Genomic DNA, 14,711 nt, shown 5'->3' with positions numbered 1-14,711 from the left:
TGGGAGGGTTCATGTCGACCGCTTACGCCGCCCACTCACCGCCGCCACTCCACCGTGACGACACGCTGCTGCGCCGCTACGACACCAGCGGGCCGCGCTACACCTCCTACCCCACGGCGCTGGCCTTTCACGACGGTTTCACGCCAGAAGACTTCACCCAGGCGCTCGAGCGCAGCAATACGGGCCGCCGGGGGCTTTCGCTCTACGTGCATATTCCGTTTTGCGAGAAGATCTGCTTCTACTGCGCCTGCAACAAGATCGCGACGAAAAACCGCCAGCTCGCCGAGCCGTACCTTTCGCGGCTCGACCGTGAAATGGTGCTCGCCGCGCGCCACCTTGACGGCGCCCGCCAGGTCGAGCAGCTTCACTGGGGCGGCGGCACGCCGACCTTTCTGACGCTCTCACAGATGAGCGATTTGATCGACCGGCTCGACGCGCGCTTCGGGCTATCACACGACCCAAACCGCGACTACGCCATCGAGATCGACCCGCGCGAAGCCGATGTGCTTACTCTGCGCCACCTGCAGTCACTCGGCTTCAACCGGCTAAGCCTGGGGGTGCAGGATCTCGATGAGCGGGTGCAGCGCGCGATCAATCGCGTCCAGCCACGGCGGCTGACCGAAACCCTGATGGACGAGGCGCAGCGGCTGGGCTTTGGCTCGCTCAACCTGGATTTGATCTACGGGCTGCCGCACCAGAGCCGACGAAGCTTCGCCGCCACGCTCGCCCAGGTGATCGACCTTGCCCCGGCAAGGCTATCGCTGTTCAACTATGCCCACTTGCCCGAGCGCTTCGCACCGCAGCGGCGCATCAACGAGAGCGAGCTACCGGGGCGCGATGAAAAGCTCGCCATTTTGCACACCAGCATCGCCATGCTCGAGGAGGCGGGCTACGTGCATATCGGCATGGATCACTTCGCCCGCCCCGAGGATAGCCTGACAAGAGCTCAGCGCGACGGGACGATGACGCGTAACTTCCAGGGCTACTCGAGCCACGCCCAGTGCGATGTGGTGGGGCTCGGCGTTTCGGCGATCTCGCGGGTGGACGACGTCTACGCCCAGAACCCGGTCACCCTCGACGCCTACGCCGCGGCCCTCGACGCCGGCCGGCTCGCTATCTGCAAGGGGCTGCGCCTTGGCGAGGACGATCTGATTCGTCGCGCGGTGATCGAACGGCTGATGTGCGACATGCGCCTGGATCTGGCCGAGATCGGCGCGCGCTTTGGCATCGATGCCGAGGCCTACTTTTGTGAGGCGCTTTCGCGGCTCGAGCAGGCCCGCCGCGACGGTTTGATCGAACGTAGCGGCGCGGTGCTCACCGTCACGCCCATCGGGCGGCTTCTGATTCGGCATCTGGCGATGGCCTTCGATGCGCGCATGACGCCGCCGCTCGCCAGGCGCTACTCGCGAATTCTATAATACGGCGCACACGCGCTCGTGGGATCAACGAAGGAGAAGGTGATGTCCAGCCCCGCTCGCCACCGCGCCGCCCTCATGCAGGCGCCGCGCTGCCAGACCTGCAGCCTGAGCTCGCTGTGTCTGCCGTTGGCGCTTCAGCTCGAGGACGTCGGCCATTTCGACGCCATCATCCGCCGCCGCGCTCCGCTCAAGAAGGGCGAGACGCTGTTTCATCAGGGCGAGCGCTTTTCGAGCGTCTTTGCGGTGCGCTCGGGAAGTCTCAAGCAGGTCACCTGCGAAGGTGCGGGGTTCGACCAGCTCACCAACTTCTACCTGCCCAGCGAGCTGGTGGGTCTCGACGGTATCGACGAAGAGGCGTATCCGGGTAGCGTAGTGGCGCTCGAAACCACCACGGTGTGCGAGATTCCGTTCAAGCACCTGGACGCGCTTTCCGAGGAGCTGCCGGAGCTCAGAGGCCAGCTCTACCGCAGTATGAGCAAGGAGCTGCGCGACGACCGGCGCATGATGCGCCTTTTATCGCGCAAGACCGCCGACCAGCGGCTGGCGAGCTTTCTCGTTACGCTGTCGGATCGTTTTCGCCGCCGCGGCTACTCGCCCTACAGCTTTCGGCTCTCCATGGCGCGCTCGGATATCGGCAACTACCTGGGGCTCGCCGTCGAGACGGTCAGCCGCATCCTGAGCCGGCTGCAAAGCCAGCAGGTGGTGGCGGTGTCCGGGCGCGAGGTGAACATTCTCGACATGGCCAGGCTCACCGCCCTGGCCGACGAGGAGGCGCTGGCTTGAGGCGGCCAGCTAGCCTACGTTGAGCGCCTGGATGCGCCCGGCGCGCATTTCGGCCTGTTTGGCCTCGAGGCCTTCGAAGTCGAACAGCGTGCGGTCGGCGAGCTGTGAAGGCGCTACGTTGGTTACCGATTTGAACATGCTCTCGAGCCGGCCGGGGTACTTCTTGTCCCACTCGGCGAGCATCGCCTTGACGTTCTGGCGCTGCATGTTGGGCTGGGAGCCGCACAGATTGCAGGGAATGATGGGGAATTCCATCTGGCGCGAGAACTCGGCGATGTCCGCCTCCTTGCAGTAGGCAAGCGGGCGGATGACGATGTTCTTGCCGTCGTCGGACAAGAGCTTGGGCGGCATCGCCTTGAGCGTGCCGCCGAAGAACATGTTCAGGAAGAGCGTTTCGAGAATGTCCTCGCGGTGGTGGCCGAGGGCAATCTTGTTCGCCCCGATCTCCTCGGCGAAGCCGTAGAGCGAGCCGCGACGCAGCCGCGAGCAGAGCGCGCAGGTAGTTTTGCCCTCCGGGGTCTTCTCCTTCACCACCGAGTAGGTGTCGCGCTCGAGGATGTGGTACTCCACGCCCTGGGCGTCGAGGTAGCGCGGCAGCACGTGCTCGGGAAAGCCCGGCTGCTTCTGGTCGAGATTCACCGCCACCAGCGAAAAGCTCACCGGGGCGTTGCGCTGCAGGTTGCGCAGGATCTCGAGCATGGTGTAGCTGTCCTTGCCGCCGGAGAGGCAGACCATCACCCGGTCGCCTTCGTCGATCATGTTGTAATCGAGAATGGCGTTGCCCACCTCACGGCGCAGGCGCTTTTGCAACTTGTTGAATTCGCGCTTCTGTTTGGCATCCTGGGCGGCCACCGACGCACTCGGGGAGGCGGTGTCGGCCACGGCGGGGTCGAAGTGATCGGGCTGCTGCATGTCGAACTGCTGCATGGTATAGGCACTGCCGGTGGTGAGGTGAAGGGCGCCATTCTACCAGGATTCGCCGCCTCACCCAATACGGCCGGCGTCAGGCCTCGAGCGCCGCATCGCGCTTCAAGCGCATGTACAAAAGCGCGCAGGCGCTCGCCTCGCTCAGAAGCGACGGCCAGCCGGGGGCGGCCAGCCGCGACTGGGTCAATGCCTCCATTAGACTCGCCGTTTGCGCCTCGATACGCGCGCGCTTCTGCTTGCGCTGGTAGAGGCGCTCGATGTCGACCTGGGCGTTGGGCAGCTCGAAGCCGAGCCGCTCGTTGAACAGCCGGTTGATCGGACAAAGCGCCCGGTCGAGCCCCCAGCCCACTACCGGGCGGTTGCCGATGAACTCGGCGAGCGCGGCGATGTGGTCTGCCGTGGCCACGATCTGCGACGGCGTCTGATGCCGGGCACTATGGCGCCTGAGCGCCCGGCTCTGGAGCAGCGGCTCGTCGGCGAGGGTGGCCACCCAGGCGCTGCGGGTATGAACGCGACGCTCGTTGAAGACCACCGCCGCCACGCTCAGCATCGGATCAGCAGGGGCGAAGCGGAACGCCAGCGCCACCAGCTCTTCGCCCAGGTAGGGGTGAAACAGCCACTCGAAAGAGGAGCCCGCAAAGCGGCGCCGGTCGCTTTCACGCTTGAACAGCGTGCGCAGCGAGTGTCCAAAAACCGTGAAGTGTCGATCCGTCAGGCGCATGGTGTCAGGCGTACTCCAGATGATAGCGGTGGGTCAAACGCGACTTGAACTCCTTGACGATATGCAGCGCCTCGCGCAGCAGATCGCGTTCGAGCGATGAAAGGTGCTGCACCACTACCTGGTTGATGGGGGCGCCCTTCTCGGTGTTGCCCAGCTGCTGACGCAGGCGCAGCTCGGTAAAGAGCGCAAGCGCCTCGCCCAGATCCTCGGCGAAGCGCGCCTCGAGCCGACCATCCGCCACCAGCGCCTCGAGGCGCTCGAGGGTGCTCAACGCCTCGATGCGCCGCTCCAGCGCCATGGTGCGCACGCCGTGAATGATGGGAAAGAGTCCGCCCTTCTTGATGTCGATACCGTGTTCGCGCTTTTTCAGCGAGCCAAAGAGCGTCAGCGGCGTCGAGAAGTTGAGCGCCGCTCGCGCCAGGTAGCCCAGCAGCAGCTCGTCCTCGGCGCAGCGGTCAAAAAGCGCCTGACGCACGCGCCGAGCGAGCTCGGCCTTGCCGGCCACGGGCCGGGCATCGAGCAAAATGGCAAGCTTCATGAGGCTTTCGCCGTCGCGCAAATCGGCCCAGCGCTCGATGCGCGCCTGCCAGGTCGCCACGCTTCCCACCCACTCCGGGTTGGAGACCATGATGTCGCCTGGGCACGGCGGATAACCAAGTTCCACCAGTGTGCGGGAGAGTTCCGCCATCGCCGCCGCGACCTCGCCTGCGTCCGCGCCGTCCTCGAGAATCAGCGCGTTGTCCTGGTCGGTCTTGAGGATCTGTTCGCCGCGGCCTTCGCTGCCCATCACGACCAGACAGCACGTGTGGTCGAAGGCGCTGGCACCGCTGAACGCCCAGGCCTTGTGCACAATACGCGCGTTGAGTGCGGCCAGAAGCTCCATGACGAAGCGCAGCTTCACGCCCTGAGCCATCAGCGCTCTAACGAGCTCCGGCGTGCGGCGGCTCGCTCGGGCAAGCTCCGCCATGTCCCGCGCCTTTTCGATCTGAAGCCCGACCACGTAGCTGCGGCTGGAAAAATAGCTCAGCACGTCGGTGAGTTCGACGATGCCACAAAGCGTCTTTTCCTCCATCACCACGACTCGGGCGACCTTGTGACGCGTCATCAGCACCAGCGCCTCGAACAGGTACTGCGCCGGGCTCGCGGTCACCAGCGCCGCCCGGGCAAGGCAGTCGACGCGCTCGGTAACGCCCTTGCCCTCGATCACCAGCGCATTGAGCAGATCGGTCTTGGTCACCATGGCGTAGCCGCTCTCACCGGCAACGAGCAGGCTGTCGGCCTGCTGTTCCAGCAGCGTTTGCACTGCGCCTTGAATATCGCGGTTTTGGTCGATCACTACCGGCGCGCGCATGCACTCGCGCACCCGAGCCAGCATGAAGCCGGCCATCGAAAGGCCATCCATCGCGCGGCGCTCGGTCAGTAGCTGCGCCTTGTGCGCAAGCGACTCGCGGAAAAACGCCTCGAACGTCGGGTAGTGCTGACACAGCGCGCGAAACGTCTGACCTGACAGCACGTAACACAGCGTCTCCTGTTCCGCTTCGAAGCGGTAGCGGCTCTTGCCGTTCAGGAGGCTGATAGCACCGAATAGATCCCCCGCGGTGTAGTGGCCGATGCGCGCCTGGCCGTTGGCCTCCTGGGGGTCGAGCTCGGCGACCTCGCCCTTGTGGATGATGAAGACGCTTTCACCGGTTTGATTCGCATCGAGAATCACGTCGCCGGGATCGAAGTAGGCCAGATCGAGCCCGCCGCGCACGCGCGCGATGCCCGACTCGTCGAGCAGAGAAAAAGGGGGCCTTGTCAGGTCGATCTCGATCATCGATCACTCCGACGGGGAGAGTTTGGCGCCGAACGGCCGCGCCGGCTAAAACGTTTCAGAAACGTTTTCAACAGCGCTTTTAAAAACGAGTAAAAAACACTTCGAAAAGCACCTTATAAAAGCACTTTCTAATTCTAAAGCGTTTTTTAAAAGCGCTTTCCAAAAGAGCTATTCAAGAAGACCAGGGACAACTCTTTTTGATAATAAACTTTAGTCTTGAATCGCGTTAGATGGCGATTCAAAAGCGCTTTAAACACAAACTAAAGTCGTAACTCGAGTGCGTAAAACGCCTGCACATAGAGTACTTTAGCGGCTTTTATCCGCCTGCCAATAGCACCTTTAGTCCTTGATACCAAAGTCTGGATTTCTTTTTTCGATTTATTGGCCAGTATTACGCTGAGCCCAATAAGGTAACGTTACCTTAGGCCGGATTTTTCCATCGCGCCGAGCGACAGCGAGGGGGCTATCACCATCCACTTGGCGCGAACGCGTTTGGCAAGGGCGAGCTTCTACAGGGCGGCAACAGGGTGACAACGTCTACCACCGCCTTGCGACCACTTTCCAATCCTAAAAACCATTCATGGAGAGCACCACGATGGCAGACGACAAATCCAACGCTGCTGCATACTGGAAAGCCAACGTCCGTTTGATCTTCGGATGCCTGATCGTGTGGGCGTTCGTGTCCTACGGCTGCGCCATTCTGTTTCGCCCGCTGCTGGCATCCATCCCTGTTGGCGGCACCGATCTGGGCTTCTGGTTTGCCCAGCAGGGCTCGATTCTGACCTTCATCGCGCTGATTTTCTTCTACGCCTGGAGAATGAACAAGCTCGACAAGAAATTCGGCCTGGGAGAGTAAGCCAATGAGCCAGTTTGCCATCAACCTGCTGTTCGTGGGCGCCTCCTTCGCGCTCTATATCGGCATTGCGATCTGGGCCCGCGCCGGGTCCACCAAGGACTTCTACGTTGCCGGCGGCGGCGTTCACCCGGTGACCAACGGCATGGCGACCGCCGCAGACTGGATGTCGGCGGCGTCGTTCATTTCCATGGCCGGCTTGATCGCCTCCGGCGGCTACGCCAACTCCACCTTCCTGATGGGCTGGACCGGCGGCTTCGTGATCCTCGCCATGCTGCTCGCACCTTACCTGCGCAAGTTCGGCAAGTTCACTGTGCCGGACTTCATCGGCGAGCGCTTCTATAGCCGCACCGCCCGCGTGGTCGCGGTGGCGTGTTTGATCATTGCCTCGGTCACCTACGTTATCGGTCAAATGACCGGTGCGGGCGTGGCGTTTTCGCGCTTTCTGGAAGTACCCAGTACCTGGGGTATCTGGATTGCGGCGGTTACCGTGTTCTTCTACGCGGTGCTCGGCGGCATGAAAGGCATCACCTACACCCAGGTGGCGCAGTACGTCGTGCTGATCGTCGCTTACACCATTCCGGCGGTATTTATCGCCATGCAGCTCACCGGTAACCCGATTCCGATGTTCGGCATGTTCAGCACCCACACCGAATCCGGCGTGCCGCTTCTGCAAAAACTCGATGACGTGGTCAACGCCCTTGGCTTCCAGGACTACACCGCCGATGTGGACAACAAGCTCAACATGGTGCTGTTCACGCTGTCGCTCATGATCGGTACCGCGGGTCTGCCCCACGTCATCATCCGCTTTTTCACCGTGCCGAAGGTGGCCGACGCACGCTGGTCCGCGGGCTGGGCGCTGGTGTTCATCGCCCTTCTCTACCTGACCGCCCCGGCGGTGGCCTCCATGGCGCGGCTTAACCTGATGACCACGGTGTACCCGGAAATGACCGGCCAGGTCGAGGATTACGAAGCGTCCGCTGCCGAGCCGATTCTTTACGCTGACCGTCCGGCCTGGTTCCAGACCTGGGAAGACACCGGTCTGATCGTCTATAACGATGTCAACGACGACGGCCGTATCCAGTTCTACAACGACACCAGCGAAGGCTTCGCCGGCACCGCTGAAGAGCGCGGCTGGGCGGGCAACGAACTGACCGTGAACAACGACATCCTGGTACTGGCCAACCCGGAAATCGCCAATCTTCCGGGCTGGGTAGTTGGTTTGATCGCGGCGGGCGGTATCGCGGCGGCGCTTTCCACCGCGGCGGGGCTGCTTCTGGCGATCTCTTCGGCGATCAGTCACGATTTGATCAAGAACACCATCAATCCGAACATCAGCGAGAAAAAGGAGATGCTGGCGGCGCGGATTTCAATGGGCGGGGCGATTCTGCTGGCCACCTATCTGGGCCTGAATCCGCCCGGGTTTGCCGCACAAACGGTGGCGCTGGCCTTCGGCATCGCCGCAGCCTCCCTGTTCCCGGTACTGATGATGGGGATCTTCTCCACTCGCATGAACAGCGCCGGTGCCATCTGCGGTATGCTGGCGGGCCTGATCTCGACGCTTCTCTACATCTTTACCTACCTTGGCTGGTTCTTCATTCCCGGCACCAACATGCTGGCCAACACGCCGGATAACTGGTTCATCGGTATCTCGCCGCTGTCGTTTGGCGCGGTGGGTGCGATGATCAACTTCATCGTGGCCTTTGCAGTCTCGCGCGTGACCGCGCCGCCGCCCTTGGCGATCCAGGAGCTGGTGGAAAGCGTGCGCTATCCGAAAGGGGCTGGTGCAGCCATCGACCACTAGGCCATAATCGAAGCCGCAAGGTTCATCAAAGAACGGTTTCACAAAAGAAAGGCAAGTGCGGGCTTCCTCCGGGAAGCCCGCCGCGTTTGAACTCGACCCAACGACCGCTTTCAGGAATACGCTTATGATCTGGCATCTGGTTGCCGCCGTGTTCGCCGCCCTGGCCGCGGCGGGTATCGGCCTTCTACTGCGCAAGCTCTCCGGCAATCGTTTGCCCAAATGGATCGTGCCGGTCATGGCCGGGCTGGGTATGCTCGCTTATCAGATTCACGTGGAGTACAGCTGGTTCGATCACAAGAAGGCGCAGTTGCCCGCCTCCGCCGAAGTCATCGACAGCGCCGCAGGCACCGAAATCTGGCGACCCTGGACGTTCGTGTTTCCGATGACCACCCGTTTTAGTGTGCTGGACCGCGAAAGCCTCTCGCGTAGCGGTGACGTGGCGGAGTTCATGCTCTATCACTTCGAGCGTCGCCATACCGATCTCGTGATCCCCCAGGGATATCTGCTCAACTGCGACAACCGCGAACTCGTGCCGCTCTTCAAGGCGAATCAGCGTCCGGACCGCGAGGGGCTTCGCACCCTGCGCCGCGACTCCACGCTGCTGGAGCGCGCCTGCACGGAGCCTGGCGCCTGACGCGCCAGCCAATTTGGCTTAAACTGAGCGGCTTCGACGACTAGCCCGGTGCGGCTTGGAGCAGGAGAAAGGCATGTTTCACGGCGGGCTTCTCGTTGCGGTCTCGTTACTCTACATTGCGGTGCTGTTCGGCATCGCCTGGTTTGGCGACCGTCGGGCGCGCACCCGCGGCGCCAGCCGCCGCCGGCCGATCATCTACAGCCTGGCGCTGGCCATTTACTGCACCTCCTGGACGTTCTACGGCGCGGTGGGTCAGGCCGCGACATCCGGCTGGTCGTTCGCCAGCATCTTCGTCGGCCCGATTCTGACCTTTTTACTGTTCTGGCCGGTGCTTGCCAAGATGATCCGCGTGGCCAAGCACCAGAACGTTACTTCGATCGCCGACTTCATCGCCTCGCGCTACGGCAAGACCCAATCACTCGCCGCCTTCGCAAGCCTGGTGGCGCTGATCGGCACCCTGCCCTACATCGCTCTGCAGCTGAAGGCGGTCTCGACCACCTTCAGCGTGCTGACCGAAAACAACGCGCCCACCGGGGCGCTGTTCAACGATACCGCTTTTTACGTTGCCATCGTCATGGCGGTGTTCGCGGTGCTGTTCGGCACTCGCCACACCGACGCCACCGAGCACCACGAAGGGCTGATTCACGCCGTCGCCTTCGAGTCGCTGGTCAAGTTCTTCGCCTTCGTGATACTCGGCGCGTTCGTCACCTGGGGCATGTTCGACGGCCTGGGCGCCTTGATGACCCACGCCGAAAGCGAACTCGCCCTTCAGCGCCAGCTCGCCAATCAGGATTTCGGCCAGAGCTTCTGGGCGCAAACGCTTCTGGCGATGCTGGCGATCCTCTGCCTGCCACGCCAGTTCCACGTTACCGTGGTCGAAAACATCCACGCCGACGACGCCGCCAAGGCGCGCTGGCTGTTCCCGCTCTACCTGCTCGGCTTCGCCTTTTTCGTCGTGCCGCTGGCCGCCGCCGGGCTTTATCTCTTTTCTGACACCGCCGTGGAGCCGGACACCTACGTGTTGGCGCTGGCGATGGAGTCCGGCCATACCTGGCTTACGCTTTTGACCTTCATCGGCGGCTTCTCGGCGGCTACCGGCATGGTGATCGTCGCCGCAGTGGCGGTGTCGATCATGATCTCCAACGAAATCGTGATTCCGGCGCTGTTCCGCCTGCGCTGGTTCGACACCAAGGCGCGGGACTACGGCCGGCTGGTGCTGCGCGCCCGCCGGTTGACCATCGTTGCCGTGCTGGCGCTGGCCTACGGTTTCTATCAGCTGATCGCCGAGTTCACCTCATTGGCCTCGATCGGTATGCTCTCCTTTGCCGCCGCCGCCCAGTTCGCTCCGGCGGTGATCGGCGGGCTCTACTGGAAGCGCGGCAACCGGCTGGGCGTGATCGTGGGCATGAACGCGGGCTTTGCGATCTGGGCCTATAGCCTTCTGATGCCGGCGATGATCAACGCGGGCGTATTGCCGGCGGCCTGGCTCGTCGGCGGCCCGCTGGGCATCAACTGGCTCTCCCCGACGTCGCTTTTCAACCTGAACCTGGGCGGTGACAGCTTTACCCACGGCGTGATGCTATCCCTCGGGGTGAATCTCTTCTGCTATATCTTCGTCTCCCAGGTAAGCTCCCAGCGAGTGGTCGAGCGCATCCAGGCCTCGCTGTTCGTCGACAGCGTCGAGACTCGCCAGACCTCGGTCAACCGCCCCTGGACCGGCGCCACCACCGTGGGCGATTTGAAGGTGCTGTGCGAGCGCTTTCTCGGCGCCGGCCAGGTCGAGCGCGCCTTCGAGGATTACGCCCGGCGCGCCGGCAAGCCGCTGGATGACGGAATGCGCGCCTCGATCGACGTGATCCAGTTCACCGAGCGCTTTCTCGCCTCGGTGCTCGGGGCGTCGTCTGCGCGGATCGTGGTCAACTCGGCGCTGCAGGGCCGCGGCATCGGGATTTCGGATGTGATTTCGATCGTCGATGAAGCCTCCCAGGTGCTCGAGTTCAACCGGGCGCTTTTGCAGGCGACCATCGAGAACATCAATCAGGGCATCAGCGTGGTGGATCAGAACCTGCGCCTGGTGGTGTGGAACCAGCGCTACCTGGAGCTTTTTCGCTTTCCCGATCACCTGATTCGCGTCAGCGCCCCGATCGATCGGATCTTTCGCTACAACGCCCACAACGGCGAGTACGGCCCCGGCGACCCGGAAGAGCACGTCGAGCTGTTGATAGACAACATCAGAAAGGGCCAGCCCCACCGCTACGTGCGCTACCGCCAGGACGGAAGCGTCCTGGAGGTGCAGGGCACGCCGATGCCCGGCGGCGGCTTCGTCTATACCTACCAGGACATCACCCAGCAAAAGCGCATCGAAGAGGCGCTGATTCGCTCGGAAAACAACATCCGTATCTACACCGACAACGTGCCGGCCCTGATTGCCTACTTCGACAAGGAGAGCCGTTACCTTTTCACCAACCGCGCCTACGAGCAGGCCTTTGGTATCGACCGCAACGCGGTGATCGGCAAGCGCTTCGAGGACGTATTGCCGCTCAAGCAGGTCGAGGAGCGCAACCCGTGGGTGAAGCGGGCGCTCTCCGGCGAGCGGGTCAGCTTCGAGGTATCGATGCGCGTGGAGTCCAGCATGCGCTACATGTTGGTGACCTACACCCCGCACTTCGGCGAAAGCCAGACGATTCTCGGTTTCTTCGCGCTCTATCAGGACATCACCGAGCGCCGCCAGGCGGAGATCGCGCTGAAGGAGACCAACGAAACCCTCGAGGAGCGCGTGCGCGAGCGCACCCAGGCGCTCTCCAAGGCCAACGCCGCGCTGCGCCAGGAGAACCGCGTGCGCGCCGAGGCGGAGCAGGCGCTGCGCCAGGCCAAACAGGTCGCCGAGGACGCCAACGCCTCGAAAACGCGCTTTCTCGCCGCGGCGAGCCACGACCTGCTGCAGCCCTTGAACGCCGCGCGTCTGTTTACCTCGGCGCTGATGCAGAATGAGCCGGAGAGCGCCAATCAGCGCACCATCGGCCATATCGACAACTCGCTGCAGGCCGCCGAGGAGCTTCTGGGCACGCTTTTGGACATCTCCAAGCTCGACGCAGGCGCCTTGACTCCGCGGCGCAGCCACTTTGCGCTTTCCGATATCGTGCGCCCGCTGCGCGCCGAGTTCGACGTCATGGCCGACGAGCGCGGGCTCGATTTGAACGTGGTGGCAACCTCGCTGTGGGTCGACTCCGACCCGCAGATGCTCCGGCGCATCGTGCAGAATTTCCTATCCAATGCGCTGCGCTACACCCAGCAGGGCCGCGTGCTGCTGGGCTGTCGGCGTCGCGGCGAGCGGCTCACCATCGAGGTGTGGGACAGCGGCCCGGGGATCCCGGAATCGAAGCTCACCGAGATCTTCCAGGAGTTTCGCCGCCTCGATCAGGTCTCGCGCCACAAGGAGAGCGAAAAGGGCCTCGGGCTCGGGCTTTCGATCGCCGACCGCATGAGCCGCGTGCTCGATCACCCGATAAAGGTGCGCTCCTGGGAAGGCGTGGCGACGGTGTTTTCGGTCAGCGTGCCGGTGGTGGCGGCAAAAGAGGCCACCCCGGAGACGAACGAGGCGCCCACCCGGCGCGGCGGCAACAAGCTCTCGGGTGCGCGTATCGTCTGTATCGACAACGAGACGCTGATTCTCGAGGGCATGAGCGCGATGCTCGGCGGCTGGGGCTGCGAGGTGTTCACCGCCACCAGCATCGGCGGCGCGAAGTCGATCCTGCGCAACATGGACGGCGACCCGGACGCGATTCTGGCGGACTACCACCTGGACAACGAAGTGACGGGGCTGATGGCGCTGGAAGCACTTGCCGAGCGTTTACAAGGCGCGGTGCCGGGCATCGTGATTACCGCCGACCGCACCGAGGAGGTCGCGGAAGAGGTCAAGCGCTCGGGCTATCAGCTGCTTTTGAAGCCGGTCAAACCGGCGGCGCTGCGAGCGCTTTTGACCAGGACGCTGCAGGCGAGTCGGGCCAGGGGCTAAATCAGCGCATCAAGGCAGACGGGGCTGAAATGAAAGCATGTTACGCCCCGGCTCGAAACAAGCGAGAGTCGAGCGGGAAATCGAAGTGGGTAAGTCTTGCCGATGCGGCTTCGGCGTGTAGTGGGTTGAAAAGGAAATTCGAGTTGTGGGGAACGATCGCAGTGGGCACTTGCAGTAAAAGCGTCCTTGCATCTTCAAGCCACTCGTCGCCTATACGCCGTGTTAGCCCGGTATTTTCGAACCACCCCTCTGGCAGGTTAGTGCGCGCATCCTGCGCACTCACATCGTCGGGTAGCTCGACTTTCAGCAGAGTGAACGTATCGGGCAATTCTTCCAGATCAATCTCCATGTGCACCAATACTTCAAGCAGCGCGGTAGCAGGACAGTCAGCCAGATAGACGATTGGTCGCCCCTTGTGATGCCAACGACCCGAGACGACCGTTCCCCCCAACCCCGAGAGATCCTTGAACGCCGAAATTCTCCAAAACACCCTGCTCATCAGAGCACGTAACCGTGGCGTAGCTGCTCCAGAAGCTCCTCGGCTGCCATGTAGCCCGGCGTCGTCATGATAGCCTGCAGCGCATTGACGTTCCCCAGCGCCTTGCGGGGCTTGTTGAGCCACCGATGAGCCTTGGCCCGAGATCCGATCACCTCCTCCGCCAAAAGGACGATCTTACTCGCGCGGTAGAGTCGATCACCCTCCTCGGGTGAAAGCGCCTCACCTTTCGAGCGGCGGTGAGTTAACGTGCGAGGCTTGATGATACCTAGACGCGCGACATCTACGCCGTGCTGTGCAAGACGCTCAAGCGCTGACAACGGAATCCCCTTTCGGATCAGCTCATCCGATTTCACGCCGCTGCGAGCGCCTATCAACATGGCCACCCTGGCCTCTACATCCATGACAGCCGTTGCCATTATGCACCTCGCCTTCTCAGCAATATGCCGATAATTTTAGGGCAAATTGCTGGCGTAAGCCAGATCGACGGCTTCGACCGCAGAGTGGCTCAGCCTGGAAAAAAGAAAACCTCGCTTATGGCGACCATAAGCGAGGCTCTCTAACAGCATAAGGACTCAGGATTCGACTTTTGGCGGGTCGACCTCGAGCTTCTGAGCGGCGATGACGGCCTGAGTGCGCGAATGAACGCCGAGCTTGCGCAAAATTGCGGTGACGTGGGCCTTGATGGTGGCTTCCGACACGTTGAGCTCGAAGGCGATCTGCTTGTTCAAGAGCCCTTCGGTGAGCATGTTCAATACGCGAAACTGCTGGGGCGTGAGCGAGGCGATCGCCTCGGCGAAGCGCGACTCCTCTTCGCTGGTTTCGTCCAGGATGCTCGCCATCGCCTCGGGCAGCCACACCTCGCCCTGGAGGATTTCGCCGACCGCCTCGGCGATCAGTTGAAGCGAGGAGGACTTGGGAATGAAGCCGGAGGCGCCGTAATCGATGGCGCGGCGCACCACGTAGGGCTCGTCGCTGCCGGAGACCACCGCGACCGGTACGTCCGGCATCTGCCCGCGCAGCTGGATCAACCCGGAGAAGCCGTGGGCGCCGGGCATGTGCAGATCGAGCAGGATTAGGTCGGCATCCGGGTGGCGATTGACCACCTCGGTGGTAGCGTCCATGGTATCGGCTTCGACGATCTCGGCCTGGGGGGCCAACTGGCGCAACGCCTGGGTTAGCGCTGCTCGAAACAGCGGATGATCGTCGGCGACGATAAACTTATGGGCTACTGCCATGATATT

12 protein-coding genes are annotated in these 14,711 nt (G+C 62.6%); 6 read left to right on the top strand and 6 right to left on the bottom strand.

Going from position 1 to position 14,711, the window contains the following annotated elements; genetic code table 11:
• The first annotated feature begins 11 nt into the window (after window positions 1-11).
• Both hemN and fnr read left to right on the top strand, forming a co-directional pair.
• Window positions 12-1,418 carry an oxygen-independent coproporphyrinogen III oxidase gene (hemN, locus tag ACGK9R_RS02595; RefSeq protein WP_394578004.1) on the top strand — a complete coding sequence of 469 codons (1,407 nt, stop codon included), beginning with the start codon at window positions 12-14 and terminating at the stop codon, window positions 1,416-1,418.
• 42 nt (window positions 1,419-1,460) lie between these two features.
• Window positions 1,461-2,201, top strand: a complete 741-nt coding sequence (gene fnr, locus ACGK9R_RS02590) for a fumarate/nitrate reduction transcriptional regulator Fnr (RefSeq protein ID WP_394578003.1) — start codon at window positions 1,461-1,463, stop codon at window positions 2,199-2,201.
• Between the two features lie 9 nt (window positions 2,202-2,210).
• Here the strand turns inward: fnr and ttcA are convergent, their stop codons facing one another.
• From ttcA to ACGK9R_RS02575, 3 genes are all read right to left on the bottom strand, one after another.
• Window positions 2,211-3,113, bottom strand: a complete 903-nt coding sequence (gene ttcA / locus ACGK9R_RS02585; RefSeq protein ID WP_394578578.1) for a tRNA 2-thiocytidine(32) synthetase TtcA — start codon at window positions 3,111-3,113, stop codon at window positions 2,211-2,213.
• A gap of 91 nt (window positions 3,114-3,204) precedes the next feature.
• Window positions 3,205-3,849 carry a DNA polymerase III subunit epsilon gene (locus ACGK9R_RS02580; protein WP_394578002.1) on the bottom strand — a complete coding sequence of 215 codons (645 nt, stop codon included), beginning with the start codon at window positions 3,847-3,849 and terminating at the stop codon, window positions 3,205-3,207.
• 4 nt (window positions 3,850-3,853) lie between these two features.
• Window positions 3,854-5,665: a putative nucleotidyltransferase substrate binding domain-containing protein gene (locus ACGK9R_RS02575; RefSeq protein WP_394578001.1), complete on the bottom strand. Its 1,812-nt coding sequence runs from the start codon at window positions 5,663-5,665 to the stop codon at window positions 3,854-3,856.
• A gap of 595 nt (window positions 5,666-6,260) precedes the next feature.
• Between ACGK9R_RS02575 and ACGK9R_RS02570 the strand changes: the two genes are divergently transcribed.
• From ACGK9R_RS02570 to ACGK9R_RS02555, 4 genes are all read left to right on the top strand, one after another.
• The gene (locus ACGK9R_RS02570; protein WP_394578000.1) at window positions 6,261-6,521 is read left to right on the top strand and encodes a DUF4212 domain-containing protein; all 261 of its coding nucleotides are present in this window, start codon (window positions 6,261-6,263) and stop codon (window positions 6,519-6,521) included.
• 4 nt (window positions 6,522-6,525) lie between these two features.
• On the top strand, window positions 6,526-8,322 hold the full coding sequence (locus tag ACGK9R_RS02565; protein WP_394577999.1) for a sodium:solute symporter family protein: 1,797 nt from the start codon (window positions 6,526-6,528) through the stop codon (window positions 8,320-8,322).
• A gap of 124 nt (window positions 8,323-8,446) precedes the next feature.
• Window positions 8,447-8,956, top strand: a complete 510-nt coding sequence (locus ACGK9R_RS02560) for a hypothetical protein (RefSeq protein WP_394577998.1) — start codon at window positions 8,447-8,449, stop codon at window positions 8,954-8,956.
• Window positions 8,957-9,029: 73 nt separating this feature from the next.
• Window positions 9,030-12,971, top strand: coding sequence for a NahK/ErcS family hybrid sensor histidine kinase/response regulator (locus ACGK9R_RS02555; RefSeq protein WP_394577997.1), 3,942 nt, complete (start codon window positions 9,030-9,032; stop codon window positions 12,969-12,971).
• Between the two features lie 40 nt (window positions 12,972-13,011).
• Here ACGK9R_RS02555 and ACGK9R_RS02550 read toward each other — a convergent pair whose 3' ends face one another.
• The 3 genes from ACGK9R_RS02550 to ACGK9R_RS02540 form a co-directional block, all read right to left on the bottom strand.
• Complete coding sequence (locus ACGK9R_RS02550; protein ID WP_394577996.1) at window positions 13,012-13,470, bottom strand: RES family NAD+ phosphorylase; 459 nt, start codon at window positions 13,468-13,470, stop codon at window positions 13,012-13,014.
• Window positions 13,470-13,886 carry an antitoxin Xre/MbcA/ParS toxin-binding domain-containing protein gene (locus ACGK9R_RS02545; RefSeq protein WP_394577995.1) on the bottom strand — a complete coding sequence of 139 codons (417 nt, stop codon included), beginning with the start codon at window positions 13,884-13,886 and terminating at the stop codon, window positions 13,470-13,472. Before ACGK9R_RS02545 ends, ACGK9R_RS02550 begins: the two co-directional genes overlap by 1 nt.
• Window positions 13,887-14,042: 156 nt before the next feature.
• Entirely contained in the window at window positions 14,043-14,705 is a 663-nt protein-coding gene (locus tag ACGK9R_RS02540) for a response regulator (RefSeq protein WP_394577994.1), read from the bottom strand.
• Window positions 14,706-14,711 lie beyond the last annotated feature (6 nt).

Source organism: Halomonas sp. HNIBRBA4712, assembly GCF_043558675.1.
In the GTDB taxonomy this organism is placed as follows: domain Bacteria; phylum Pseudomonadota; class Gammaproteobacteria; order Pseudomonadales; family Halomonadaceae; genus Vreelandella.
Note: the sequence above shows the minus strand (reverse complement) of the source record. Positions and strands in the feature narration are given on the sequence as shown.

Excerpts from the sequence above, each read along its gene's own strand:
- hemN (WP_394578004.1), top strand. The coding sequence starts at position 12 with ATGTCGACCGCTTACGCCGCCCACTCACCGCCGCCACTCCACCGTGAC.
- fnr (WP_394578003.1), top strand. The coding sequence starts at position 1,461 with ATGTCCAGCCCCGCTCGCCACCGCGCCGCCCTCATGCAGGCGCCGCGC.
- ttcA (WP_394578578.1), bottom strand. The coding sequence starts at position 3,113 with ATGCAGCAGCCCGATCACTTCGACCCCGCCGTGGCCGACACCGCCTCC.
- ACGK9R_RS02580 (WP_394578002.1), bottom strand. The coding sequence starts at position 3,849 with ATGCGCCTGACGGATCGACACTTCACGGTTTTTGGACACTCGCTGCGC.
- ACGK9R_RS02575 (WP_394578001.1), bottom strand. The coding sequence starts at position 5,665 with ATGATCGAGATCGACCTGACAAGGCCCCCTTTTTCTCTGCTCGACGAG.
- ACGK9R_RS02570 (WP_394578000.1), top strand. The coding sequence starts at position 6,261 with ATGGCAGACGACAAATCCAACGCTGCTGCATACTGGAAAGCCAACGTC.
- ACGK9R_RS02565 (WP_394577999.1), top strand. The coding sequence starts at position 6,526 with ATGAGCCAGTTTGCCATCAACCTGCTGTTCGTGGGCGCCTCCTTCGCG.
- ACGK9R_RS02560 (WP_394577998.1), top strand. The coding sequence starts at position 8,447 with ATGATCTGGCATCTGGTTGCCGCCGTGTTCGCCGCCCTGGCCGCGGCG.
- ACGK9R_RS02555 (WP_394577997.1), top strand. The coding sequence starts at position 9,030 with ATGTTTCACGGCGGGCTTCTCGTTGCGGTCTCGTTACTCTACATTGCG.
- ACGK9R_RS02550 (WP_394577996.1), bottom strand. The coding sequence starts at position 13,470 with ATGAGCAGGGTGTTTTGGAGAATTTCGGCGTTCAAGGATCTCTCGGGG.
- ACGK9R_RS02545 (WP_394577995.1), bottom strand. The coding sequence starts at position 13,886 with ATGGCAACGGCTGTCATGGATGTAGAGGCCAGGGTGGCCATGTTGATA.
- ACGK9R_RS02540 (WP_394577994.1), bottom strand. The coding sequence starts at position 14,705 with ATGGCAGTAGCCCATAAGTTTATCGTCGCCGACGATCATCCGCTGTTT.